Raw genomic sequence first — 24689 nt, 5'->3', positions numbered from 1 at the left:
GCCCGCTCATGGCCAACATACTCGGCAAGAAAATCCCCTGCCTCGTCTCGAAGGACACCGCCGGGGGCATCCGCTATTACTGGCAGCCATCGGCCGCGCTCTCAAAGCACGGCTGGAAGGCGATCTCGCTCGGACAGGATCTCGTCGCCGCGATCAGCGCGGCCGAAGCCCAGAACGAGAAGGTCACCAGCTGGCGCGAGGGCGGCGAAAAGCCCCGCGAGGTAGCGAAGATCATCCGTCGCGCGACGATGGACGATATGATCGACGGCTACCGCAAGGAGATTGCCGAGCGCGAGAGGCAATATCTGCTGCCGGCCGTACAGCGCAATCCGACGCTGGGCGAGCCGCTCTCGCCCAACACGGCGAAGGCCTATCGCACCGGCCTCAACATCATCGAACAATGGTCGACGGGCGTGGCGATCGCCACCATCACGAAGGAGCGCGTCATCAAGCTCCGCAATGCGCTGATGCAGCCCAATGACGACGGCGAGATTCAGCACCACCGCGCCCACAACACGCTGCGCGTGCTCCGCCAGCTGTTCGAACATGGGATCCGCCGGGGCTTGCTTTCGAAGGACGCCAACCCGGCCGTCAACTTCGAGCTCGCCACCCCTCCGCCCCGCGATGCCGTGTGGGACGAGGACGGCGGCCGCGCGGACATCGAGGCATTCGCCCGGGGCGCGGAAGCGATCGGCTATCCCAGCCTCGCCCTCGCCGTCGAGATCGCGGAATATTACGGCCAGCGCCATGCCGACATTCTCAAGATCAGCCGGCAGCATTGGAAGCCGGTGCATCTCCACGACCCGACGTTGATGGACGCGCTGCGCGGCGACGACGAGGAGCTGATGGGCCTCACCCAGCGCCAGGGGAAAACCAAGAAGTGGGTTGGCGTGCCGATCGTGCGGCCGCTGCGCACGCGCATCGAGGAGGCGTTCAAGCGCAACCTCGCGATGGATCCCCCGCAGACCGTTCTCCTGCTCGACGACAAGACGGGGCTGCCCTGGACGACCCGCCAGTTCCATCGCCAGTTCGCCAAGGCGCGCGACTGGGCGATCAACCCACCGGCCGAAGCGCGAGCCAAGGGCGCGCAGCCTTACCCACGCCTCGCCGAGCTCGAGTTCCGCGACTTGCGCCGCACCCGCGTCGTGCGCGCGCTGGAGAAGAACCTCGAGCCCGGCCTGATCGCTTCGATCACCGGGCACAGCATCAAGACGATCGAGGCGATGCTCGAGATCTACGGCCCCCGCACCACGCGCCAGGCTGCGATCGCGGTGCTGGCAATGCATGGTCGCAGCGAAAAGGCTGCCGATCATGGCGAGCAGGCCCAGACAGGCTCAGCGGCCTAGTTTAGGCGCTTCTTGAAGTGGTTACCGATCACGCCGACCAGCAAGCCAGCCGTCACGATGCTCTGAATGTGGGACAGATCCTCGCTGGACAGCCAACGACGATTCGCCGGCAGCACCATGTGAAGCAGCCAGACCGAACCGATGCCGGTCACCGCGATGGCCGTCAGCCAGAGCGCGCAGATGGCCATCACCTCAAAGTGATTTCGAAACTTCTCGTTCCGGCGATGTTCGCCGCGAAAAGCCTCTTCCGCCAGCTCATCTCGAGACTTGCCACTGCTGAAATCGGCGGCTTCTTGCTGAGCCGCATCAAGGGGCCGCGGGTCAACAGGCAAAGATGGGGTCGAATTGTCAAACAGCTCCGGGATGGCAGCCCGGAGCTTCAACTCATCCCAAGTGAGCCCGCTGGAAAACTCCGCCGCCTCCGCCTCGGCCGCCACGGCTCCCGGCAAGAATCCAGCGGCCGCAGCTTCCTCCGTCGGAGGAAGGCCAGGGATGACGGCGCGGACGGGTTCTTCAGCCTCGTCCACCCGAACTCCGCTCAGACGCCAGCCGCTGGTAATGGTCCGCAATCATATCGGTCGGGATCACCGTACCGAACTTGCCGGGCGCATAGGTCTGCGCCCAAGGCGTGTTCGGAGCGTGAGTGATCCGCGACAGTGCGACGCCATTGATGTGGCCGTACAGCTTGTAGACCTGGCCGAGCAAATCGTCCTCAAGGCCAGTAAGATTTTCGGCACGCGATCCCCAGCCGATGCTCAGCGGCCCTTGGACCGCATTGCCACCAAATTTCCGCATCGCGTTATAGAGGTCGGAGATAACAGGACCGTACTGCCATGCCTCGACCGGCTGATCGATCAGGGGCTTACCATAAAGACCGAGCGACCAGCCGTGGCTGATGTAAACCAGCTTCAGAACCTGCATGGGCGTCAAGCTGCGACCATCAGCCGCTGCCATTTCGAGCAGCCGATTGGCAACGACGCGGGCGTCAGCCATTTCTACCTATCCCTCTTCAGAACGGCCCATCGGGGGATGAACTCGCCGGGCGAGAGCGCCGTTCCAAGGCGAGCATATAGTGATGATGATAGGGCTTAGCAAATGGTCATGGTTAAGGAGGGAAACGTTTGCATCCGTCTTGGAGGCATGCGTGCAACCCATTGCACTCTCGAGCTCTGGCAGCTATCGAAACAGCGCCCGTTGGAATTCCAACTTTGAATGCGTTGGAATGAAAGAGGGGCCAACCGAGAAAACCTAGCGTTTTCAATTCGGTGCGGGTGTAGCTCAATGGTAGAGCAGAAGCTTCCCAAGCTTACGACGAGGGTTCGATTCCCTTCACCCGCTCCACGGACCGCACCTAAATCCCGGCGATCACCGCCTGATAGCCCGCCTCGCCGAGCGCCGCGACCAATGCCTCGGCGCAGCGGTCCAGCAATTCCTGCTCGGTCGAGCGGATGACGAAATTGGCGCCCACCCGCCCCTCGCGGAAAAAGGGATAGCTGCCGATCTGGCAACCGGCATGGCCGCGCTCGGTCTCGCGGAGCAGCTCGGCCACCTCGCTTTCGGGCACCCAGCAGCCGACCACGGCCGAGAGCAGCGGGCGGCCGCCCTCCAGCGTTCCGGTCAGCGCGTCGATCATCTGGGCGGCGATATGGGGCACGCCCGCGAGGATGAAGATATTGCCGAGCCGGATGCCCGGCGCGCCCGACATGCGGTTCTCGATCAGCTCGGCGCCGGCCGGCACGCGCGCCATGCGCAGCCGCGCCTCGGTGAGCCCGCCGCGGGTGGCGTAATACTCCTCCAGCACGGCGCGGGCGCGGGGATGGATCACCACCTCCAGCCCGAGGGCCGCCGCGATCGCCTCCACCGTGATGTCGTCATGCGTCGGGCCGATGCCGCCCGTCGTGAAGAGATAGTCGTGCCGCGCCCCGAGCGCCGTCACCGCCTCGCCGATCGCCGCCATGTCGTCCGCCACGATGCGGACCTCGGCCAGCCTTATGCCCTGGAGGTTCAGCCACAGCCCGATCTGCGCGACATTGCGATCCGGCGTGCGGCCCGACAGAATCTCGTCGCCGATCACCACGAGACCGGCGGTCCAGATACGCGTATCATCCATCGCGTCACGGCATAGCGCTTGGGGCTGCCAAGCGCTATATGGGGCCGCATGACCAGCTATGTTTCCGTCACCGCCGACGACGTCATCGAACGAGACGGCGCGATCAAGCTCTACGACGCCGCCGCCTTCGAGGGGATGCGCAAGGCCGGCCGCCTCGCCGCCGAGATCCTCGACGCGCTGGTGCCGCATGTCGTCCCCGGCGTCACCACCGAGGCGCTCGACGATATCGTCCGCGCGATGACGCTGGCGGGCGGCGCGGTGCCCGCGACGCTCGGCTATCGGGGCTATACCAAGAGCTGCTGCATCTCGATCAACCATGTCGTCTGCCATGGCATCCCCGGCGCAAAGGCGCTGAAGGAGGGCGACATCGTCAATATCGACGTGACGCCGATGCTCGACGGCTGGCACGGCGACACCAGCCGCATGTATCTGGTGGGCGACGTGCCGATCAAGGCGAAGCGCCTCGTCGACGTGACCTATGAGTCGCTGATGCTGGGCATCGAGCAGGCGAAGCCCGGCAACCATCTCGGCGACGTCAGCCATGCGATCCAGACCCATGCCGAGAAGCATCGCTACGGCGTGGTGCGCGATTTCTGCGGGCATGGCGTCGGCCGCGTGTTCCACGATGCGCCGGAGGTCGTCCATGTCGGCAAGCCCGGCACCGGGCCGGAGCTGAAACCCGGCATGATCTTCACGATCGAGCCGATGATTAACATCGGCCGCCCGGACGTGAAGATGCTCGACGACGGCTGGACGGCGGTGACGCGCGATCGCACGCTGTCGGCGCAATTCGAACATTCGATCGGCATCACTGAAACCGGATGCGAGATTTTCACGAAGAGTCCTGCGGGGCTGGACCACCCGCCCTACGCCTGATCCGCGTTCGTCGTCTTGCCAACAGGAGTTTCCGCGTCATGAAGCTGTCGCTCGTCCCGGCGCTCGCCGCCCTCGCCTTCTGCACCGCACCGGCCTTCGCCGCGCTGTCGGTGGGTGCCGCCGCGCCGACCTTCTCCACGCAGGCGAGCCTCGCCGGCAAGGAAATGCCCTTCGATCTCGCCAAGGCGCTGAAGAAAGGCCCGGTCGTGCTCTATTTCTACCCGGCGGCCTTCACCACCGGCTGCACGATCGAGGCGCATGACTTCGCCGAGGCCACCGACGGCTTCAGGAAGCTCGGCGCTACCGTGATCGGCGTGTCGGCGGACCCGATCGAGGTGCTCGACAAATTCTCGGTCAGCGAGTGCCGCAACAAGTTCGCGGTCGCCTCGGCCACGCCGCAGATGATCGCGGACTATGACGTGAAGCTCGCCACCTCGACGCGCGCGAACCGCACCTCCTATGTCATCGCGCCCGACGGCAAGATCATCTTCGCTTACTCGGCGATGGACCCAGCCGGCCATGTCCAGAAGACGATGGACGCGGTGAAGGCGTGGAAGGCGGCGCACCCGAAGAAAATCTGATCCTTCATTCTCCCCCTCCCCCCACTGCGCGGGGGGAGGACAGGAAGGCCCGCCGCGCCGCATTGGCGGCGTCATGGGCGAGCCGCGTGGTGAGCGGCAGGCGGCGCCCTTCGGCCAGATCCAGCACCCAGCGCACCGCCGTGTCGATCGAGACGCGATGCCCCGTGCCGACATAGACCGGCAGAGCCCGCGCCCGCGTGCGCAGAGCCATCGCCACCACCTCGCCGCGATCGACCAGCGGCGCCGTCGAGCCCGGCGCCTCGCCCAGCTCGCCCTCCACGCGCCCGCACAGGATCGACTTCGCCACCCCCACCGTCGGCACGTCGAGCAGCACGCCGAGATGCGTGGCGATGCCGCAGCGGCGCGGATGGGCGCGGCCATGGCCGTCGACGAAGAGCATGTCCGGCTTCTCCGCTTGTCGCTCCCACGCGGCGACCAGCGCTGGCGTCTCGCGGAAACCGAGATAGCCCGGCACATAGGGAAAGGGCGGTATCCGCGTCACCGTCACGGCGGGCAGCACCTCGCGCGACGGCCAGCGGAGGGGCGCCACGGCGGCGTGGATCGGCCCGCGCTGATCGCGCCATTTGGCCGAGGTGTCGGTGCCGGCGATCAGGCGGACCTCGCCGATGCGGTCCTCCGTCTCGCAGGCCTCGGCGATCTCGCGCTGGGCACGGGTGGCGTCCTTCAGGCTCGGCGGGTCGAGCCAGTCGGCCCTCACAGGCCCGCCGCCTCCATGATCTTGCGCGCGGCGCGGACCGGCGCCTCGGGGCCGGTGTCGCCCATGGTCAGCGCCGCGCATTCGCGCTGCGTCTCGGCGAAGCGCGGATGGACTTCGGCCGCCCGGTCGATCGCGGCGGAAACGTCGGCCAGCGCCTCGATCACCTCGCCGCATTCCCAGAAGCCATGATCGTCGGTCGCCCGCCAGTCGAGCTTCTGCGCGTTGAGGAACACGCAGGGGCGCGGCCGCATCAGAAATTCCAGCACCTGGCTCGACGTGTCGCCCAGATAGATGTCGGCGGCCGCCGTATAGCTCCCGTCGACCATCGCGAAGCTGTCGAGATCTGCATGGACATGCGGCAGATGCGCGACGCCGGCCAGCACCTCGCGGATCGCCGGGTCTTTCTCGACCAGCCGCTGATGCGGCGCGATGATGACGTTGTAGCGATCCTGCGCGGCCAGCATGGCGACGATCTCGCGCCCCCACTCCCACCAGGAGGAGCGGTATTTCTGCCAGTGCGGCGTGTAGAGGATGATCGGCCGGTCGGCCTCGAACAGCGCGCTCCGGTCGGTCCGCCCGCGAAAGGCCGCCTTCACATAGCCGGTGACCGCGACCCGCGAGCCCACCTGCCCGCCGCGCACCATCTCGTCCGCCTCGAAAATGCTCGGCAGCAGGTGTATCCAGGCGTGGCTGCGGCGACGGTCGATACGGTCGTTGATCGATCCGGCGCCGTGCGCGGTGATGACGAAGCGCTGGCGCAGGAACGGAAGCGCCGTCGGTATCCACAGGCTCGTCTGCTCGGCGCAGACCACCACCGAGGCACCCAGCAGGTGCGGCACCAGCCGCGCCAGCGTCGGCAGCTTGGCGGGGATCGGCGGGTTCTCGCCCTTCGTCAGATGCGGATGATCGCGAAAACCCGGCGCGCGGCGCACACGGACCCGCGGTTCGCCCAGCCCCGCCTCGGCCAGCCAGCCCGAAATCAGCCCCTCATGGACCGACGTCGACACCCAGATATCGATCGGCAACGCAGGCGCCATCTCCGCCAGCGCCTCGGCGATGGGATAGAGATGCGGGATCAGCAGCGTCTCGCCGAGGAACAGGAAGGCGACGCGCCCGCGCCGTCCGCTCATCCGCGACGGCCGCCGATCGCGCGGACCTTGGCGCTGCCCTTCTTCGGCGCCTCGACGGACTCGCCGTGCCAGCGGGCGATATCCTCGGGCCGGTCGATCTCGGTCCAGACGCCGCCCGAGAAGGGCACGGCATGGACGCCGCCCTCATGCGCCAGCCGGTCGACGATGGCGTGGTGGAAATTCTGCACGCCCTCCACCTCGCGGATCACCTTGTCGAGCGCCTCGCCATAGCCCGCGCCGTCGGGCGCGTTGCCGACGATGAAGCCGAGCGAGCGATGGTGCGCAAGCGCCTCCGGCAACGTCTTGCCCACCGCGACGATGCGGTCCCCATCGAGGCGGACGAGCATGTCGTCGACCTCGGGCACGACCACCGGCTCGACGAACAGGTTGAGGCCGGGCTTCAGGCGCGAGAGGCCGTCCTTCACCAGCGCCGGATCATAGACGGTGTCGCCGTTCAGCAGGCAGAAGGGCGCCGACAGCCGGTGCCGCGCGGCCCACACGCTGCCGATCGAGCTGGAGATCGCATAGAAGGGGTTGAGCACCAGTTCCGGCCGCTCGTCCTCGGCCCAGCGCTCCTCCACGAAGGCCTGGAGCCGATCGAATCGATAGCCGCCGACGATGGTGATCCCGCTCACCCCCGCCTCGCGCAGCGCCTCCACCTGATGCTCCAGGATGGTCTTGCCGCCCACCTCGATCAGGCATTTCGGACGGTCGGCCGTCAGCGGCAGCAGCCGCGAGCCGAGGCCGGCGCAGAGCAGGATGGCATGGGGTGCGGATTCGCTCATGTCCGTGCTGTTGCCTGACGATTACGGCGATGTGACGGCAAAGTTCTGCCCAAATAACGGGCAGGCGCTCAGATTTTTGCACATGCGTTAAGCAGACGCCCGCTTTGCTGCGCGAGCGAACCCCCGGCCCGCTTGCGGTCCCTCGTCTGGCACGCTTATTGAAAACGCGAGGACGCTGCGTTCTGGAGGGGCGCGACTGATGAAGAAGATCGAAGCCATCATCAAACCGTTCAAGCTGGACGAGGTGAAGGAGGCGCTCCACGAAGTGGGCGTGTCCGGCATCACGGTCACCGAAGCCAAGGGTTTCGGCCGGCAGAAGGGCCATACCGAGCTGTATCGCGGCGCCGAATATGTCGTCGATTTCCTGCCCAAGGTGAAGCTCGAGGTGGTGGTGGACGATGCGCTGGCCGAGCGCGTGGTGGAGGCGATCGCCAACGCCGCGCAGACCGGCCGCATCGGCGACGGCAAGATCTTCGTCATCCCGGTCGACACCGCCGTTCGCATCCGCACCGGCGAACGCGGCTCGGACGCGATCTAACCCCCCCGTTACCTTATCATCCTCTCTCAGCGGAAAAGGGCATCCCCCCATGGCGAACACCGCCTCTGACGTTCTCAACCTCATCAAGGAAAAGGAGATCGAGTGGGTCGATCTTCGTTTCACCGATCCCAAGGGCAAGTGGCAGCACCTGTCGATGGTGGCCGGCGTCGTCGGCGAGGATGAGCTGACCGACGGCTTCATGTTCGACGGCTCCTCGATCGAGGGCTGGAAGGCCATCAACGAGTCCGACATGATCCTGAAGCCGGATCTGGACGCGGTGTGGATCGATCCCTTCTCGGCGACCCCGATGCTGATCCTGGTCTGCGACATCGTCGAGCCGTCGACCGGCGAGCTTTACGCCCGCGATCCGCGCTCGACCGCCAAGCGCGCCGAGGCCTTCCTCAAGTCCACCGGCATCGGCGACACCGTCTATGTCGGCCCGGAAGCCGAATTCTTCATGTTCGACGACGTGCGGTTCGAGAACAGCTATTCGGCGAGCTATTACAAGATCGACGACATCGAGCTGCCCGGCAACACCAGCCGCGAATATGAAGGCGGCAATCTCGGCCACCGTCCGCGCGCCAAGGGCGGCTATTTCCCGGTCGCGCCGGTCGATAGCGCCGTCGACATCCGCGCCGAGATGGTCTCCACCATGCTCGAAATGGGCCTGCCCTGCGACAAGCACCACCATGAGGTGGCCGCCGCGCAGCACGAGCTGGGCCTGACCTTCGGCACGCTGGTCACCACCGCTGACCGGATGCAGATCTACAAGTATGTGGTCCACCAGGTCGCCCATGCCTATGGCAAGACCGCGACCTTCATGCCCAAGCCGATCAAGGAAGATAACGGCTCGGGCATGCACACCCACATGTCGATCTGGGACGGCGGCAAGCCGCTCTTCGCGGGCGACGGCTATGCCGGCCTCAGCGACATGTGCCTCTATTTCATCGGCGGCGTCATCAAGCACGCCAAGGCGCTCAACGCCTTCACCAACCCGTCGACCAACAGCTACAAGCGTCTGGTGCCGGGTTATGAAGCGCCGGTGCTGCTGGCCTATTCGTCGCGCAACCGCTCGGCCTCGTGCCGCATCCCCTATGGCACCGGCGCCAAGGCCAAGCGCGTCGAGTTCCGTTTCCCGGATGCGCTCGCCAATCCGTATCTCTGCTATGCAGCGCTGCTGATGGCCGGCCTCGACGGCATCGAGAACAAGATCCATCCGGGCGAGGCGATGGACAAGAACCTCTACGATCTTCCGCCGGAAGAGCTGTCGCAGGTTCCGACCGTCTGCGGCTCGCTGCGCGAGGCGCTCGACAGCCTCGAAGCCGACCATGAGTTCCTGCTCAAGGGCGGTGTGTTCTCGAAGGACCAGATCGACGCCTATGCCGAAATCAAGTGGGCCGACGTCGCGCGCTGGGAAATGACCCCGTCGCCGGTCGAGTACGACATGTATTATTCGAGCTGATCATCACCGGATCGGTTCAAAGGCAAGCGCCCGGAGGGAAACCTCCGGGCGTTTTGCTTTTCAGGCGATGTTGGATTTGCGGACGCGGCTTTCCCGCATCATGGGAAGAGGATAGCGGCCGGCGCGTCCTGTCGCGCGCACCCGGTGTGGCAGGCGCTGTGCCTGCCGGGCGTCCGAAAGACGCCGGGTTTGGCGGACCTCCGCGAGGCGATCCCGATGTGCGACGGGAACGCGAGCGAAGGCTGGCCGTGGGAGATGGTCTGCGAAGCTTCGGCTGAACCGGATGACTTCGCGCCGGCCGACCGGGATTTCAACCCGGACCCCGTTCCCTCACGCCGTGATCGGGGGCGCAAGGGAACGGGAGGGATTATAACCTATTTGGTTTATACTGTCAAGATGGCGGTTCGGCGTCGCGGCAAGTGGGGCGAACCCCGCCAGGAAAGCCCCTCCCGGAAAGGGAGGGGTTGGGGTGGGTTCGTTGCCGGATAGCGATACGCCAGCATCGGGAGAACCCACCCCCCGCCCCCTCCCTTTCAGGGAGGGGAGATGAGCCTCTCTCAATAATCCTTCGACACCCGCACATTGGCGCTTTGCCGGCCGATCGTGGAGATCGTCGAGAGCAGCGACAGCCAGCGCGTCACCTGGAACTCGACGCGGGTGGCGGAATAGCCCTGCCCGTCGGTCACCAGCTCCACATAGGTGCGCTTGCCGATATATTTGCCCGCCGCGATCGAGGTCTTCTGGCCGGTCGTCACGTCGGCGGGCTCGATGCGCAGGCGGTCGAGCCCCGCCACGCGGCGGATCGCGTTGATCGGATCGAGGCTGCCCTTGCCGCCGCCGTTGCGCAGCGCCGCCACCGCGCCCGCGAGCTGGAGCGCCTCGGGCGCCGACAGGTTGGCGATCGACGTGCCGAACAGCAGGCGCGAGAGCAGCTCGTCCTCGGGCAGCGCGGGCACGCTGGTGAAGGCGATGTCCGGCTTCGTCCCCGTGCCGGAGACGTGGATCGAGGCGTTCACCCCCTGGATGCTGGCGTTGGCCACGATATCGAGCGCGGGATCGACCGGCTGCGTGCCCGTGAAGCGGATGATGCCGCGATCGAGATCGAAGCGGCGGCCGGCGAACTCGTAATTGCCGCGCACGAGGTCGGCGCGGCCGGTGATCGCCGGATTCTCCACCGTGCCCTTGATCGCGAGCTTGGCGCGCCACTCGCTGTCGAGCCCCAGCCCGCGCACGAAGAGCTGGTTGCGCGCGTCGGTGGTGAGATCGAGCGCCCAGGGCGCGCGGGGCTCCTCCTCGTCCTCCTCCACCGAGCGGTTGAGTTCGTGGACGGCGAGATGCGGCACGGTCGCCGCCGCAGCGCGGCCGAAGCGGTAGCTCGATCGGTCGAGCCGCACATGGCCCGCGATCGTGCCGCCATGCCCGTCCGAGCGGATGGTGAGCGGCCCCGTCACCGTCGCGCCGATGTCGTCGCGGGCGAGCAGGATGGCGTGCTGGGCGTCGAGCGCGATGTCCATGCCGAGGCCGTGCGCGCCCGCGAAGTCGAAATTGGCGTGGCCGGTCAGGTGGCCGTTGTCCTTGGTCGAGCCGGCGAACTGGTCGATCAGCAGGCGCGATCCGTCGAAGCGGCCATGCGCCCTGATCCCTTCGATCACGGTGCCGGTGGTGGCGCTCTCGATGCGGGCGGCCTGCGTGTCGAGCGAGCCGCGGATCACGGGATCGCGGAGCGTGCCGTTGATGTCCGCGCCGATCGCGACCGGGCCGGAGAGGTCGATCGTCTCGATGCCGGAGAGGCGCCAGAGCGTGTCTACCGGGCCGTTGTAGCGGAGCTGGGCGAACAGCGGCGCGGCGAGCAGCCGGTCGCCGAGCGAGGCCCCCGCGCCGATCGGGGCGAGGCGGGCCTGCGCGCGGCCGATCACCTGCCCGCCGCTCACCGCCACGGCGCGCAACCCCGCCCCGGTGCCGGCCAGCACCGCCGCCAGCCCGACATCGACCGGCTTGGACGAGAGCACGAGGCCGGCGCGGCTCAGGCCCCGGATGCGCAGGTCCGCGCGGCCGGTCGGCAGCGCGCCGGCGACGGGGAGCGCATAGCTCAGCCGCCCAGTCGCCTCGCCGCTGAGGCCGAGGCCCGGCTTGAACATGTCGAGCACCGCCAGCGGCATGGCGTCGAGGCTCGCCTCGAAGGCGGTGGTCGCCGCGCCGAAGCGCCCGGCGACGGTGGCATGGCCGCCCGCGAAGGTGAGGCTCGTCGGGCTCAGCACCCAGATGCCCTGCTGGTGGCGCAGCACGGCGGCGGTGGTGAGGTTGACCGGGCGGCCGTCGACCTGCCCCTGGCCATGGACGGTGTAGCTGTCGGGCGTGATGGCGGTGTCGGTCTGGAAGGCGAAGGCGCGGCCGCGCGAGCCGGCGATCGAGGCGCGGACGTCGCCCTTGCCACCCGCCATCACCACATGCGCGGTCAGCCGCGCCAGCGACAGGGCGCTGCGCCGCAGGCCCTGCGCCGCCACCGTCGCATCGACATGCGTGCCGGCGGGATCGAGCAGCAGGTCCGCATTCACCTGCCCGCGCCGCACGGTCGCGCCGATATCGCCGGCGAGCGCCGCATTCTCCGCCTTGAGGTGGACGCCGATGCGCTGGAGCATCTGCGCGGGGGCGAAGTCCACCGTGCCGGCGAGCCCGCCGCCCGCCACCGCGAGTTGGCCCGTGAAGCCGCCCGGATCGGAGCGGAGCTGGCCGGTCGCATGGGTGCCCGTCACGTCGAGGGCATCGACGCGGATCACCGTCGGCTGTCCGGGCGGCGTCAGGATCGCGCCGTTTCCGGTGAACGCGCCCAGCGTCGATCCGCCCGAGGCCTTCATGGTGAAGCCGCCATCGATCGGATCGAGATCGAGCTTCACCGCGGAGAGCCCCAGCGAGTCCACCGGATGATCGAGCAGCAGGTTCACCTTGGGATGATCGATCTGCCCGTCAAGCGCGAGCTTGAACGGGCCGTAGGTGGCCTGCGTGCCCTGCCCCGTCATCTGGAAGCTGCCGTCGCGCAGGCGCTGGCCGCTGCCGGTGATGGTGATGGCGGGCGCGGTGAGCCGGAGGCCGGAGAAATGGATCACCCCGTCCGGCGTGCGGGTGAGCTGCGTGTCCAGCTCGGGCAGGCCGCCCGCCAGCGTGCGCAGGAAGCTGTTGTCGAAGCGGCGCACCCATGCCCGCCCGCGCCCGGAGACGATGGTGCCGTGGCCGCCCTCGCCGGGCAGCGCCTTCAGCTCGGTCAGCACGTCGACGATGCCGAGGCCGGGGATCAGATAGCGTTGCAGCCCGCCCGACAGGTCCACCGCATAGCGCCCGGTGTCGAGATCGACGAACAAAGCGAGCTTGCCGTTGAGCTTGTCCGAGCGGAGCGTCAGCCCCTCACCGGTCAGCGCCTTGGTGGTGACCTTGAGCACGCCGTCCACCGTCATGTTGGCGAGGATGCCGCCCGCCACGTCGCCGATGCCCGTCACCCGCCGCGCGGTGAAGCGGATCGGCAGCGTCAGCGCGTGCCCGCCGAGCTTGCCCGCGCCCTCGGCATGGGACTCCTCGAAGCCGGTATTGTCGAAGGCGAAATGCGGCGAGCGCGCCTCGTAGCGATAGGTCGCCGTGCGGAAGGCGCCCTTCAGCTCGACATGAAGGCGGATCTCCCGCCCCGTCATGTTGGGGAAGAGCGCGGGCGGGCGCAGCAGCATGATGTCCGTCTTCAGCGGATCGAAGCTGCCATGGGCGAGATCGATCGTGCCCCTCGACACCAGGTTCAGCGCCGGCGAGGCGAGCCGGATCGTCCCCTCCAGCCGCCGATCCTCATAGCGCGCGCCGCCCGCCACGAGGATGGACGGGCTGGTCAGCCGCTGGAGCTTGCCATGGGTGATCGAGCCGGGCGTGATCCGGCCGGACAGCGCATAATGCCCCTTCGCCTGCCGGAGCGCGAGATCGACGATGCGCTGGCCCGAGACATCGAGCCGGGCATGGCCCTGCCAGCCCGTCCAGCGCCCCTCGCCGCCGACCACCATCGTCACCGGCCGCCGCGCGCCGAACAGGCCGGGCACCACGCCGTCCGCCGGCGCGGTCAGCCGCGCGTCGACGTCGAACAGGTTGCGATCGGGCTCGGTGTCGAGCGCCAGCACCAGCCGGTCCCCCGCGCTCGACAGCGCACGCACGCCGATCACGGCGCGGCCGCGCCCGGTGTCCGCCTTGCCGACGATGCGGACCAGCCGCCGCTCGGCCCCCGCGACGCCGGGCTCCAGCCGCAGGCGCATGTCGAGATCGCCCAGATGGATGCGATAGCCGGGGATGATCGGCTGGCCGGGCTTGCCGGGGCGGAGCTTCGGCAGGCGGTGGACGATCACCAGATCGGAATGCAGCCGGTCGACATGCAGCCGATGCACCGTCCAGCGGCCGGGGCGCCAGTCGAGATCGATGGTGGGCGCTTCGAGGAACAGGCCCTGCGGATCGTACAGCCTGAGATCGCGGATGCGGGCATGGCGCCAGATCGATCCCTCGATCCGGCCGATATGGATGCGCAGGCCGCTCGACGGGCGCAGCTCCGCGATGCGATCGACGATGAAGCGATGGCCGGCGTCCGTGTCGACGCCGAAGCCCACGCCCGCCAGCACCAGCAGCAGCAGGCCGACGATCGTGCCCAGCCCGCGCAGCGACCAGTGCAGCCGGCGGCGCGGCTTCGCCGCCGTGGCGGCTTCGGGAACGGCGTCGGGGATGGCGACCTCTTCGGCCATCAGAAGGCCTGCCCCAGCGAGACATAGACCGCCACGCGGCTATCCCCCGGCAGCGGGTTGATCGGCGTGCCGACATCGACGCGCACCGGCCCGAAGCTGGTGTAATAGCGGAAGCCGAGGCCCGTGCCGTAGCGGAAGCCGGTGAAGCGCGGCAGCGACTGCTCGTAGAGATTGCCGCCGTCGAAGAAGGGCACGATCCCGAAATTGCCGAAGCGGATGCGCGCCTCCAGCCCGAACTCGGCGAGGCTGGCGCCGCCGACCGGATCGTTGTCGATGTCGCGCGGGCCGATCTTCTGATAGCCGAAGCCGCGCACCGATCCGCCGCCGCCCGAATAGAAACGCCGCGTCGGCGCGATGCGGTCGGCGCTCGATCCCTGGATAGAGCCGAAGCGCAGGCGGCCGGCGAATACCAGATGGTCGCCCACCGGCTGATAGGCCGATCCGTCGAGCTGGATGCGGACATAGGCGAAGGTCGAGCCCTGCAACGACACTTCCGGCGAGACATGCGCGGAAAGCCGCCAGCCGCGCGACGGGTTCAGCAGATCGTCGGTGCCGTCATAGGCGAGGCTGAGCGGCGCGGCGGTGATGAAATAGGTGCGGCGGCGCGGCTGGCCGGTGGCGGCGATCACGTCGCGCTCGTCCGATCCGATCAGTTCGCCGCCATAGGACCAGGTCCATTTCTTCTGCCAGATGATGTTGGTCTGCCGCTCCATGCCCCCCGCCAGCGTCAGCGTGCGGGCATCGTAGGCCGGGCGGTTCTGATGGTCGATGGCGACCTGCCCCGTCAGCACCTGATCGCGGTCGTGGAAATTGCCGCGGCGGAGCTGCGCGGAGAGGAGCTGCTCCTGCGTGCCGAGCAGGCCGCGGAAGGTGACGGCGCCCTCGGGCGGCAGCAGGTTGCGGTGCTGCCAACTGATTTCGATGCTCGCGCCCTCGCCGGTGCCGTAGCCGAGCTGGCCCGCGATGGTGCGCGGCGGGGCGGGTTCGAGGCGGGCCTCGACATCCACCACCTGCGGATCGGCGGTGCGGATCGGGGTGAGCTGGACGACCGAGACGAGGCCGGTCTGTATGAGCGCGCGGCGCAGATCGTCGAGGCGGGTCGCGTCGTAGCGGTCGCCGGGCTTCATCCGCGAGATGCGCAGGAGATGGTGCATCCCGAACACGCGCTTGCCCGCGAAGCGATAGGCGCCGAAATGCATCACCCGGCCCGGCTCGACCGCGAGCGAGAGCGTCGCCTCGTGGGTGTCGTGATCGACGGTGATGTCCGGCTCGGCGACCGTCGCGAAGGCATAGCCGCGCTGGCCGAGCGCCAGCTTGAGCGCCGCGAGGCCTTCGGTCACCTTGTCGGCATTGACCGGATCGCCCGCCTTCACCCCGAAGGCATGGGCAAGCGCCTGCTCGTCGCGCCCCGCCGCCGCGAGGCCCGGCAGCGCGACGCTGCGGAAAGCATAGGCCGGCCCCGCCGTCACCGAGAGCGTCACCGCGAGGCGCGGCTGGCCGGACAGCGTCGGCCCGGCCGCGCCGCCGACGCGGGCGTCCACCTCGGCGTCGTAATAGCCATAGGCACGGAGAAGCTCGCGCAGCAGATCGGCATCCTCGCGGGCGCGGCGGTCGATCTGGGCGACGTTGGCGAGCGCCCCCTCCCCCTGATGCAGCGAGGAGAGCGCGTCGAACCGCTCGACCAGCCCGTCCGCCGCGACATCGCCCAGCCCCTCGATGGCAAGCGCATAGCGGCGGTCCCCGGTCGTCTCGGTCGTCCGGGACGATGCCGCCTTGGCGGGCTTGCCTCCGGCGCCGGGCTGCGTCGGCGGCGGGAGGAAGAGCGTCGGCGCGCCGGGCGAGGTCTCGTCCGGGGGCAGGATGCCGAGCGGGGCGTCCGGCTTGGCGAGATCCGGCCAGTCGACGCCGAGATCCGGCATCGCCGCCATCGGGGAATGCGGGTCGAGCGTCATGTCCGGCAGCGACTGCGGCGCGCCAGCCGTCGTCGGCGCGTCCTGCCCGTGGGCGGCGACGGGACAAGCGACAAGAACAATCGCGGCGCAGGCGCTCCGGGCGCGGCGCCGCGAGGCGACGGGCGACATGCCGCGGACCCTAGTGCGGTTTGCGGCGGAGGCAAACCGCTCTTGTCCGCCGCCGATGCGAATTTCCGGCCCGGAGGGCGCTTATCCGGGCCGAACCGTCACCCGGCGGCCACGCTCAATGCAGCGCGCCGCCCGGATCGGGCTCGCCGAGTTGCAGGATGGCGCGGCCGACCCGGCACCAGCGGGTATAATGGACATGGTTGCCGACGCCCCGGCAGCGCTCGGCCCGCGCGGCGGCCTCGGCCAGCGCGCCTTCGCCGAACGCATCGAGCAGCGCCGCCGCGCCGTCATAGGCCTCCCGGTCCGCCACGAAGAATTTTCGATCCAGCACGCCTTCTCCGCCCATGCGCTTCCGGCCTGACCGGGAACCCCGCTCTGCGCATGGGGCCGTTAACCGGCGGCCTAGGGAGACGGTAAACGGCCGCACCACCATGAGCGCCGCTGGCGTACCCCTGCGGTTCGTGGCAGGACGGTCGCATGGCAGATCGTCCCGCGCCGCAGGCTGGCGGCATCCTCCTCGCGCTCTTCATCCTCGCCGGTGCGCTGATCGGCTCCATCAAGGGGCAGCCGACCATCGGCGTTCTCGTCGGCACCGGGCTGGGCATCGCCGCCGCGCTCGCCCTGTGGCTGGCGGACCGGCGGCGGCGCTAGAGCCGCCGCCCCGTCCACAGCACGCGGCCGATCACCTCCACCCCGCCGGCGAGGTCCACCGGGCCGGCGTGCGGGTTGTCGCTCCTCACCGCGAAGCCGTCGCCCTCGCGCGCCAGCCGCTTGACCATCAGCGCCCCGTCGACGCGCAGCACATAGACCCCGTCGCGCAGCCGCTCCCCCGCATCGCGCCCGTCGACGAGGATCTCGTCGCCGTCGTTGAGCGTGGGCAGCATGGACTCGCCCGTCACCCGGATCAGCGACAGCCCCTCGCGCCCGCCGCTCGGCCTCAGCCGCCGCAGCCACGCCTCCGAGAAGCCGATGCCCGCCGCCGACAGCCGATCCTCCCCCACCGCGCCCGGCCCCGCCGAAGCGGCGGTGTCGAGCACGGGCACCGTCACCAGCGCCGCCGCCGGCCGGGGTGCTGCGACGGCGGCGCCGAGCCATGTCTCGGGCACGCCGAAATAGCGGGCCAGCCGCTGCCGGTCCCCCTCCGCCAGGCGGCGCGGTGAGCCGCGCTTGATGAACTGCTGCACATAAGACGGATTGCGGCCGATCAGCCGCGAGAGCGAGGCGCAATCCTCCCCCCGCTCGTGGATCAGCCGTTCCAGCACGGCACGGGGATCGTCTCCGTCCATGCTCTCAATCTAGCGATAGGAAAAATCCTAGACAAGTAGGAAATGAAGAACAAATCATGTCCATATAGTCACTCATCGAGTCCCACAGGAGGCCGGTTTCCATGCATCTCCTCACGCGAATCCAGCGCCATCTGCGGCGCACGGGCACCCCGCCGACGCGCTTCGGGCGCGAGGTGGTGGGCGATCCGCGATTCGTGGCGGACCTGCGCAACGGTCGCGAGGTGCGCTCCGCCACCGAGGCGCGCGTCCATGCCTGGCTCGATCGTCATGAGGGGTGTGCGCAATGACCACGGATCAGTCTCAGGCGGCCTTGCTCCGGGCGCTGGCGCCGCATGTCGGGCCGTGCCGGATGCTGTCCGCGCAGAGCCGGGACTGGGCGAGCGCGCTGTTCGTCGGCGCGCGGCACCGGCTGGCGCTGGCGCTGGAGGGGGCGGACGCCGCCGCCCGCGCCGAACGGCTGGCGGCCGCTCTGGAGGATTGCGAGCTGGCGATGCGCGGCGGCTTCGTCGCCGATCTTCAGGCGATCGCGCGGATCGAGGACGGCGCGGCGGTGCTCGGGATCGAGGCGCTGACGATCGAGGAGCCCGAGGCCGAGCCGGTCAGGCCCGGCTGGCGGCGAGCCGGTTGAGCTCCTCCAGCGCCTCGCGCAGCGCCGGGCGCATGTCGCGCGGGGCCTCGCCGACCGGGCCGTCCATCGGCCGCAGCGTGGCGCGGCGCTCAAGGCCGGCGGAGAGGCGGTCGATCATCGCATCGAGGCTCTGGCGCTCGCGCGGGGCGACGACGCGCAGGATCGGGGCGGGCGCGACGGGCGGCACTGGAGCGGCGGCCACGATCGGGGCGGCCTCCTCCTCTTCGACCGGCACCGTCTCGGCCAGCTCCTCGACCGCGTCGAGCGTCTCCGTCTCGCCGACATCCGGCTCGGCCGGGTGCGGCGCCGGCAATTCGCCGGCCAGCTCGACGAACTCGCCGTCGAGGATCATGTCCGTCTCGGTCTGCCCGGCCGTTTCCTGGAAGAAGAGGCCGACTTCCATCAGCGGCGCGCCCAGATCGCGGCTGGCGCGGATCGGCGCGCGCGGCGGGGCGTCGGGGTGGCGATCGGCGCGACGGACGCGATGCAGGCGCTCGTCCGGCGTCTCCTCCTGCCGGGCCTCCGCGAGGGTGGCGGCGTCGATGCCCGGCCTGGCGGGCGGGCGCATCAGGATATAGCTGACGACCCCGCTCAGCACGGCGATCAGCGCGGCGGCGGCGCCCTGCGCGATCAGCCCATAGCCACCGACAACGGGCGCCTGCGCGAAGATCGACGCGGGCATGGCGGCCACCGCGAAGCCGGCGGCCACGCCCAGCAGGGCGGCCAGCGGCGCCTCGAAGCGCCAGCGATCGATCGCGTGGAGAATCTTCTTCGCCATGAACCCGTGCAGCCCCCTAAAGTCCTGCCGTCGCCATGACATGGGACGGCCTCTTCATCTGTGTCAATCTTTGGTAAACGGGAAGATAACGCCGCGCATTCTGCGCCCAATCCCGTTCGATTTCAACGAAGCGGCGCCCGGCGTCCCTGCGCGCCTCCCACTGCGCGCGATCGGCGAACAGGCCGGAGAGCGCCGAGGCGATCGCGGCGGGATCGTCGGGGGCGAAGAGCGTGCCCGTCTCGCCGTCGCGGATCAGCTCGCGATGGCCGCCGATATCGGAGGCCGCGACGAGGCGGCGCTGCGCCATCGCCTCCAGCGGCTTCAGGGGCGTGACGAGATCGGTCAGCCGCATCTTCTTGCGCGGATAGCAGAGGATGTCGACGAGGCTGTAATAGCGCTCGACCTCGTGATGCGGCACCCGGCCGACGAAATGGATGCGCTCCGCCACCGGAGACGCCGCCGCCTGCGCCTTGAGCGCCTCCGCCCGAGGGCCGCCGCCGACGAGCAGCAGATGCGCCTGCGGGCGGGCGGACACCAGCGCCGGCATGGCGGAGATCAGATCGTCGATGCCCTCATAATCGTAGAAGGAGCCGATGAAGCCCACCACCTCGGCACCGTCCAGCCCGAGCCGGGCGCGCAAGGCCGCGTCCGGCGGAGGCGGATCGCCGAACAGGCCGAGGTCCACGCCGTTGGGCGAGACGAGGATCTTCTCCGCCGGCACGCCGCGCGCGATCAGGTCGGAGCGCAGGCCTTCGCAGATCACCGCCACCGCGTCGGCGCGGTTCACCGCCCATGTCTCCAGCGCGCGGGTGGCGCGGTAACGGGCCGAGCCCTCGCGGCCGGTGCCGTTGCCGACCGCCGCATCCTCCCAGAAGGCGCGGATCTCGTAGAGCAGGGGCAGCCCGAGCCGCTTCGCCGCACGGCGGGCCGCGAGCGCGGTCAGCACCGGGGAATGGGCGTGGAGCACGTCGGGCTTGTACGCCTCCGCCGCCCGCTCGATCGCGTCGGCGAAGGCGCGGACCTCGCGCATCTCGGTGAGCACCGGGCGGCCCGGCGCGATGCCGCCGCCGCGATAGAAGCGGAGGCCGTCATGCGTCTCCCAGCTTCCCTCCTCGACTTCGGCCTCGGCGACGTGGCGCGCGCCGGTGACGCCCGCCACCTCCAGCCCCAGCGCCTCGCAGGATTTCAGGATGGCGCGCGTGCGGAAGGTGTAGCCGCTGTGCAGCGGCAGCGAGTGATCGAGGATGTGGAGGATACGCATCGGATGCCCCTTGTCCCGTAACCGGGGATTCCGCCCTACTGGCACCGGACGCTTAACGCAGCGTCAACCGCCGGGCATTAGCCTGTTTGCCTCTCCGGCCCTCCGACTGTCCCAAAGCAAGGCGGTATCGGAGGCGGCAGGCTTGTGCGACAGGGGCGGATGGCCACGGTGACGCGATGATCGATCTCTTCTCGCTCGGGCTGACGCATGTGCTGATGGCGATCGCCGCGTGGCGGCTGGTGCGCCGCGCCGATCTCGACCGGGACGATGCCGTCGAGAAGCCCCGTGCCGCGTGGGGACGTGCGCCCGATGCATGATCTCTTCTTCGTCGCCTTCCTCGCCGGGCTGATCGCGCTCGGCTTCCGGCGGCCCTTCCTGTTCGTGCTGGGCTATGCCTATGTCGACATCGTCTCGCCGCAGCGGCTTTCCTATTATCTGCTGAACGCGGTGCCGGTGTCGCTGATCTTCTTCGTGCTGGCGGTCGGCGGCTGGCTGGTGGTGGACGACAAGAAGGACACGCGCCTCTCCATCCGCCAGATCATCCTGATCGTGCTGCTGGCGTGGTGCGCCTACACCACCATGACCGCCGATTTCCCGACCGCCGCACTCGGCAAGTGGGACTGGGTGTGGAAGGCGCTGATCTTCGCGATCTTCCTGCCCTTCACGCTGAGGACAAGGCTGCGCATCGAGGCGCTGCTGCTGTTCATGGTGCTGTCGGCCGCCTCGATCATCATCGTCGGGGGGATCAAGACGATCTTCTCGGGCGGCGGCTATGGCGTGCTGAACCTCGGGCTCGACGACAATTCCGGCCTTTATGAAGGCTCGACCATCTCGACGGTGGCGATCGCGATCATCCCGACCATCCTGTTCCTCTGCAAATATGGCACGATCTTCCCGGCGGACTGGCGGGTGAGGCTGTTCACCGCCGCGCTCGTCTTCGCCTGCCTGCTGATCCCGATCGGCACCTCGACGCGCACCGGGCTGATCTGCATCGGGCTCGTCGCGATCATGACCTTACGCGATTCCCGGCGGCGGATGCTCTACATGGCGGGGATGGCGCTGGCGGTCGCCGTCGCGATCCCGCTGCTGCCGGCGAGCTACACCCAGCGGATGCAGACCATCCAGGGCTATCAGGCCGACGAATCCGCCTCCACCCGCCTCGCCGTATGGGCGTGGACGTGGAGCTATGTGCAGGATCATCCGGGCGGCGGCGGCTTCAACGCCTATCTCCAGAACCATCTGACGATCCGGCTGAAGGGGCCGGGCGTGGGCGGCGCGGGCGCGCCCAACGCGGTCGAGTATGACAAGGCGCGCGCCTATCACTCCGCTTATTTCGAGATGTTGGGCGAGCAGGGCTTCTTCGGCTTCGGCCTGTGGGCGATGCTCCAGATCGCGGGGCTGCTGCGCATGGAGATGCTGCGCCGCCGCTTCCGCAAGGCCACCGATCCGGGCGAGGCCTGGATCGCGCCGCTCGCCACCGCGCTCCAGCATGGGCATGTCATCTATCTGGTCGGCGCGCTGTTCATCGCGATCGCCTTCCAGCCCTTCATCTACATGCTGCTCGCCGCCGAGATCGGGCTCGACAGCTATGTCCGCCGCACCCGGCCGAAGAACCGGCCGCAACCCATGCCGGGCGCGGCGGCGGTGGCGGCATGAGGCGGCCCGAACTCAACCCGCTCACCTCGGTGCGCGGGCTCTTCGCGTGGATGGTGGTGCTCTATCATCTCCGCCTCGCCTGCGCGGGGTGGCTGGAACCGGGCGTCGTCGCCGTGCTGGCCAAGGGCTATCTGGCGGTCGACTTCTTCTTCCTGCTCTCCGGCTTCGTGATCTGGCTCAATTATGGCGAGCGGCTGGGCAGGCGCGGCGCGGGCACGGATTTCCTCGTCCGCCGGATCGCGCGGGTGTGGCCGCTCCATGCCGTCATGCTGGCCTTCGCCGCCGCGATGGCGCTGCTGCTGCTCGCGACCGGCAGGCCGGCGCCGCGCTTCCCCTTCGCGGTGCTGCCGCTCCACCTCGCGATGATGCAGGACTGGGGCCTCACCGACGCGCTGATGTGGAACGATCCGGCCTGGTCGATCAGTTGCGAGTGGGCGGCCTATCTGCTCACCCCGCTGGTCGCGCTGCTGCTGCCGGCGAAGCGCCAGCCGACGGCGGTGCTGATGGCGGCGGCGGCGGTGCCGCTGCTGGCGCTGCACATCGCGCTCACCCATGCCGGTGCCACGACGCTGGGCTTCGACATCAGCCGCTTCGGGCCGGTCCGCTGCCTGACGGAGTTCTCCTGCGGAGCGGTGCTTTCCGCGCTGTGGCGGCGCTGGCGGCACGACTGGCTGGCGGAGGCGAGCTGCTGGATCGCCGGCGCCGCGGCCCTTCTCGGCTGGTGGGCGGGCGTGGCCGAGACGCTGGCCGTGCCCTTCGCCTTCGCCAGCCTGCTCCTCGCGCTCGCGATCGGGGCGGAGCGGCCGCGCAACCTGCTGGCGGGCCGCGCGATCCATTTCCTCGGCGAGATCAGCTACGCGACCTATCTCTCGCATTTCCTGCTGTTCTTCGCCTTCAAGCTCGCCTTCGTGCGCGACGCGGGCAACGTCCCGCCCGTGCAGGCGGCGGCCTATCTCGCGCTGGTGCTGGTGGCGTCGGTGGCGCTCTACACGCTGGTCGAGCGGCCGGCGCAACGCATGATCCTGCGCCGCTGGACGCGCCGCGCCCGGCGCGACGAGGCGATGCTCGCGCCCGCCCAGCCGGGCTGATCCCACCCTTCCCGCTTCGCCGTCACCGGAACGACCGGCCCTTCGATCGCGTTGGCCCGGTCACGGTGGAGAGGAGTTTCATGGCCAACACCCAGACCAGCCTGCCGACCCATGTGTTCACGCCGCCCGCCGATCTGGTGGGGCAGGCCCGGCTGCTCGCCAACGAGACGCTGGCGTGGCTCTCCGCCAATTCGCTGCGCATCCTGATCGCGTTCGCCGCCGCCGCGCTGATCGTGGCGGGGCTGCTCGGCCTGAAGAAGCTGGCCCAGCGGCTGTGCCGCGAGCATGACGCGCTGGTCGGCTGGCGCACCATCATCGGGCGGGTGGCGGCGCGGACCAGCTTCTGGTTCCTCGTCATCGTCGCCGCCCGGCTGGTCGACGGCTATGCCGACACGCCGCCGCTGCTGGACACGACGATCGCCTTCCTCTTCACGGTCGGCCTCACCTTCCAGGCGGCGCTGTGGGTGCGCGAGCTGGTGCTGGGCTTCGTCGAGCATCGCGCCGGGATGACCGATCAGGATCATGGCTCGCTCGCCTCCGCGCTCGGCATCATCCGCTTCCTGGTGAGCTTCACCCTGTTCGCGATCGCGCTGGTGCTGGTGCTGGGCAATCTCGGCGTCAACGTGACGGGGCTGGTCGCCGGCCTCGGCGTCGGCGGCATCGCCATCGGCCTCGCCGCGCAGGGCATCTTCAAGGATCTGTTCGCGGCGCTGTCGATCATCTTCGACCGGCCCTTCCGCAAGGGCGACTCGATCAAGTGGAACAACATCTCCGGCACGATCGAGCGCATCGGCCTCAAGACCACGCACATCCGCGCCACCACCGGCGAGCTGGTGGTGGTGAGCAATGCGGACCTGCTGGCCAAGGAGGTCTACAACCTCGCCCAGCTCAACCGCCGCCGGATGATCGAGAAGATCGCGCTCGCCTATCGCACCAGCGACGCCGACGCCCGCCTCGCGATCGAGCTGATGCGCGACGTGGTGGACGCGACCGAGACCTGCCAGCTCGTCCGCGTCGGGCTGATGGGGATGGACAAGGAAGGCTTGCAGTATGAGCTGCAATTCGACGTGATGTCCGCCAATTACAACGAGGTGATCGCGAAGCGCAGCGCGGTGAACCTCGCCATCCTCCAACGTTTCCGCGAGGCGGGGATCAGCTTCGCCGATCCCAACGGCAAGCCGCAGGACATGCCCGCGACACCCGAGGAGCCCCGCCGCCCGCCCGCGCCGCGCGTCAAGGAGCCCGTTGCGAGCGACACCGAGGAGGCGCCTTGAGCGGGGAGGTTTCGGGCACTTCTTGCGCGCTGTGCGGCCGTCCGCTGGGCCGGCGGGTGGAGTGGCATCATCTCGTGCCGAAGAGCGAGGGCGGGCGGGAGACGGTGCCGCTCCACCCGATCTGCCACCGCGCGATCCACCGGGTGGCGAGCAACAGGGAGCTGGCACGACGCTACGCGACGCTGGAGGCGCTGCGCGCGGTGCCGGAGATGGCGCGGTTCCTCGCCTGGATCGCGGGCAAGCCGCCGGACTTCCATGCGCCGACTTATGGGGGGCGGTGATGGGCGGTTTCCCGCCCCGGTTGCGGACTATCCCGTGATTGTCATGTCAGCGA

At 68.9% G+C, this 24689-nt stretch carries 25 protein-coding genes and 1 tRNA gene; 14 read left to right on the top strand and 12 right to left on the bottom strand.

Going from position 1 to position 24689, the window contains the following annotated elements; translation table 11 throughout:
* Positions 1-8: 8 nt before the first annotated feature.
* A complete protein-coding gene (locus FHS98_RS13355; protein WP_167105845.1) occupies positions 9-1346 on the top strand; it encodes a site-specific integrase in 1338 nt (445 codons plus the stop codon).
* Here the strand turns inward: FHS98_RS13355 and FHS98_RS13350 are convergent.
* Both FHS98_RS13350 and FHS98_RS13345 read right to left on the bottom strand, forming a co-directional pair.
* Complete coding sequence (locus tag FHS98_RS13350) at positions 1343-1873, bottom strand: hypothetical protein (protein WP_167105842.1); 531 nt, start codon at positions 1871-1873, stop codon at positions 1343-1345. The two genes, FHS98_RS13355 and FHS98_RS13350, sit on opposite strands and share 4 nt — an antisense overlap.
* Positions 1860-2339, bottom strand: a complete 480-nt coding sequence (locus FHS98_RS13345; RefSeq protein ID WP_167105839.1) for a Panacea domain-containing protein — start codon at positions 2337-2339, stop codon at positions 1860-1862. The genes FHS98_RS13350 and FHS98_RS13345 overlap by 14 nt, the downstream gene beginning before the upstream one ends.
* 274 nt (positions 2340-2613) lie before the next feature.
* On the opposite strand from FHS98_RS13345, the gene FHS98_RS13340 reads away from it, so the two are divergent.
* Positions 2614-2687, top strand: a tRNA-Gly gene (locus tag FHS98_RS13340).
* A 10-nt stretch (positions 2688-2697) separates the two neighbouring features.
* Here the strand turns inward: FHS98_RS13340 and FHS98_RS13335 are convergent.
* The gene (locus FHS98_RS13335) at positions 2698-3456 is read right to left on the bottom strand and encodes a competence/damage-inducible protein A (protein ID WP_167105836.1); all 759 of its coding nucleotides are present in this window, start codon (positions 3454-3456) and stop codon (positions 2698-2700) included.
* 48 nt (positions 3457-3504) lie between these two features.
* Between FHS98_RS13335 and map the strand changes: the two genes are divergently transcribed.
* Both map and FHS98_RS13325 read left to right on the top strand, forming a co-directional pair.
* Positions 3505-4332: a type I methionyl aminopeptidase gene (map, locus tag FHS98_RS13330; protein WP_167105833.1), complete on the top strand. Its 828-nt coding sequence runs from the start codon at positions 3505-3507 to the stop codon at positions 4330-4332.
* A 38-nt stretch (positions 4333-4370) separates the two neighbouring features.
* Positions 4371-4913: a peroxiredoxin gene (locus FHS98_RS13325; protein ID WP_167105830.1), complete on the top strand. Its 543-nt coding sequence runs from the start codon at positions 4371-4373 to the stop codon at positions 4911-4913.
* Positions 4914-4917: 4 nt separating this feature from the next.
* Here the strand turns inward: FHS98_RS13325 and FHS98_RS13320 are convergent, their stop codons facing one another.
* From FHS98_RS13320 to FHS98_RS13310, 3 genes are read right to left on the bottom strand one after another with little or no spacing between them, the layout of a single operon-like run.
* Positions 4918-5631, bottom strand: coding sequence for an endonuclease V (locus FHS98_RS13320; RefSeq protein ID WP_167105827.1), 714 nt, complete (start codon positions 5629-5631; stop codon positions 4918-4920).
* Positions 5628-6761: a hypothetical protein gene (locus tag FHS98_RS13315; protein ID WP_167105824.1), complete on the bottom strand. Its 1134-nt coding sequence runs from the start codon at positions 6759-6761 to the stop codon at positions 5628-5630. Before FHS98_RS13315 ends, FHS98_RS13320 begins: the two co-directional genes overlap by 4 nt.
* A complete protein-coding gene (locus tag FHS98_RS13310) occupies positions 6758-7546 on the bottom strand; it encodes a phosphocholine cytidylyltransferase family protein (protein ID WP_167105807.1) in 789 nt (262 codons plus the stop codon). Before FHS98_RS13310 ends, FHS98_RS13315 begins: the two co-directional genes overlap by 4 nt.
* Positions 7547-7745: 199 nt before the next feature.
* Here FHS98_RS13310 and FHS98_RS13305 point away from each other — a divergent pair, with 199 nt between their 5' ends.
* Together FHS98_RS13305 and glnA are read left to right on the top strand one after the other, a co-directional pair.
* Entirely contained in the window at positions 7746-8084 is a 339-nt protein-coding gene (locus FHS98_RS13305; RefSeq protein ID WP_019832184.1) for a P-II family nitrogen regulator, read from the top strand.
* Between the two features lie 49 nt (positions 8085-8133).
* Positions 8134-9546 carry a type I glutamate--ammonia ligase gene (glnA, locus tag FHS98_RS13300; RefSeq protein WP_167105804.1) on the top strand — a complete coding sequence of 471 codons (1413 nt, stop codon included), beginning with the start codon at positions 8134-8136 and terminating at the stop codon, positions 9544-9546.
* Between the two features lie 557 nt (positions 9547-10103).
* Here the strand turns inward: glnA and FHS98_RS13295 are convergent.
* From FHS98_RS13295 to FHS98_RS13285, 3 genes are all read right to left on the bottom strand, one after another.
* Positions 10104-14303, bottom strand: coding sequence for a translocation/assembly module TamB domain-containing protein (locus FHS98_RS13295; protein ID WP_167105801.1), 4200 nt, complete (start codon positions 14301-14303; stop codon positions 10104-10106).
* A complete protein-coding gene (locus FHS98_RS13290) occupies positions 14303-16384 on the bottom strand; it encodes an autotransporter assembly complex protein TamA (RefSeq protein WP_167105798.1) in 2082 nt (693 codons plus the stop codon). Before FHS98_RS13290 ends, FHS98_RS13295 begins: the two co-directional genes overlap by 1 nt.
* 115 nt (positions 16385-16499) lie before the next feature.
* Positions 16500-16730, bottom strand: coding sequence for a hypothetical protein (locus FHS98_RS13285; RefSeq protein ID WP_167105795.1), 231 nt, complete (start codon positions 16728-16730; stop codon positions 16500-16502).
* Positions 16731-16861: 131 nt separating this feature from the next.
* Between FHS98_RS13285 and FHS98_RS13280 the strand changes: the two genes are divergently transcribed.
* On the top strand, positions 16862-17035 hold the full coding sequence (locus FHS98_RS13280; protein ID WP_167105792.1) for a hypothetical protein: 174 nt from the start codon (positions 16862-16864) through the stop codon (positions 17033-17035).
* On the opposite strand, the gene FHS98_RS13275 is transcribed toward FHS98_RS13280, so the two are convergent.
* Positions 17032-17670 carry a S24 family peptidase gene (locus tag FHS98_RS13275; RefSeq protein ID WP_167105789.1) on the bottom strand — a complete coding sequence of 213 codons (639 nt, stop codon included), beginning with the start codon at positions 17668-17670 and terminating at the stop codon, positions 17032-17034. The genes FHS98_RS13280 and FHS98_RS13275 overlap by 4 nt on opposite strands.
* Before the next feature lie 101 nt (positions 17671-17771).
* On the opposite strand from FHS98_RS13275, the gene FHS98_RS13270 reads away from it, so the two are divergent.
* Entirely contained in the window at positions 17772-17957 is a 186-nt protein-coding gene (locus tag FHS98_RS13270) for a hypothetical protein (RefSeq protein WP_167105786.1), read from the top strand.
* Entirely contained in the window at positions 17954-18298 is a 345-nt protein-coding gene (locus FHS98_RS13265) for a hypothetical protein (RefSeq protein ID WP_243848024.1), read from the top strand. Before FHS98_RS13270 ends, FHS98_RS13265 begins: the two co-directional genes overlap by 4 nt.
* On the opposite strand, the gene FHS98_RS13260 is transcribed toward FHS98_RS13265, so the two are convergent.
* Together FHS98_RS13260 and FHS98_RS13255 are read right to left on the bottom strand one after the other, a co-directional pair.
* Positions 18270-19076, bottom strand: a complete 807-nt coding sequence (locus FHS98_RS13260; protein WP_167105783.1) for a hypothetical protein — start codon at positions 19074-19076, stop codon at positions 18270-18272. The two genes, FHS98_RS13265 and FHS98_RS13260, sit on opposite strands and share 29 nt — an antisense overlap.
* A 16-nt stretch (positions 19077-19092) precedes the next feature.
* Positions 19093-20337: a TIGR04063 family PEP-CTERM/XrtA system glycosyltransferase gene (locus tag FHS98_RS13255; protein ID WP_167105780.1), complete on the bottom strand. Its 1245-nt coding sequence runs from the start codon at positions 20335-20337 to the stop codon at positions 19093-19095.
* A gap of 176 nt (positions 20338-20513) precedes the next feature.
* Here FHS98_RS13255 and FHS98_RS13250 point away from each other — a divergent pair, with 176 nt between their 5' ends.
* The 5 genes from FHS98_RS13250 to FHS98_RS13230 all read left to right on the top strand — a co-directional run bounded on the left by FHS98_RS13250 (position 20514) and on the right by FHS98_RS13230 (position 24636).
* On the top strand, positions 20514-20654 hold the full coding sequence (locus FHS98_RS13250) for a hypothetical protein (protein WP_167105776.1): 141 nt from the start codon (positions 20514-20516) through the stop codon (positions 20652-20654).
* Positions 20647-21993, top strand: coding sequence for a putative O-glycosylation ligase, exosortase A system-associated (locus FHS98_RS13245; protein WP_167105773.1), 1347 nt, complete (start codon positions 20647-20649; stop codon positions 21991-21993). Before FHS98_RS13250 ends, FHS98_RS13245 begins: the two co-directional genes overlap by 8 nt.
* Positions 21990-23081, top strand: coding sequence for an acyltransferase family protein (locus FHS98_RS13240; RefSeq protein WP_167105770.1), 1092 nt, complete (start codon positions 21990-21992; stop codon positions 23079-23081). Before FHS98_RS13245 ends, FHS98_RS13240 begins: the two co-directional genes overlap by 4 nt.
* 80 nt (positions 23082-23161) lie before the next feature.
* Positions 23162-24355 (top strand): mechanosensitive ion channel family protein, encoded by a 1194-nt coding sequence (locus FHS98_RS13235; RefSeq protein ID WP_167105767.1) that lies wholly within the window; start codon positions 23162-23164, stop codon positions 24353-24355.
* The gene (locus FHS98_RS13230) at positions 24352-24636 is read left to right on the top strand and encodes an HNH endonuclease signature motif containing protein (protein ID WP_167105764.1); all 285 of its coding nucleotides are present in this window, start codon (positions 24352-24354) and stop codon (positions 24634-24636) included. The genes FHS98_RS13235 and FHS98_RS13230 overlap by 4 nt, the downstream gene beginning before the upstream one ends.
* Positions 24637-24689 lie beyond the last annotated feature (53 nt).

It is taken from the genome of Sphingomonas oligoaromativorans, from assembly GCF_011762195.1.
In the GTDB taxonomy this organism is placed as follows: Bacteria; Pseudomonadota; Alphaproteobacteria; order Sphingomonadales; family Sphingomonadaceae; genus Solisphingomonas; species Solisphingomonas oligoaromativorans.
This window is presented reverse-complemented; position numbering and strand designations above follow the sequence as displayed.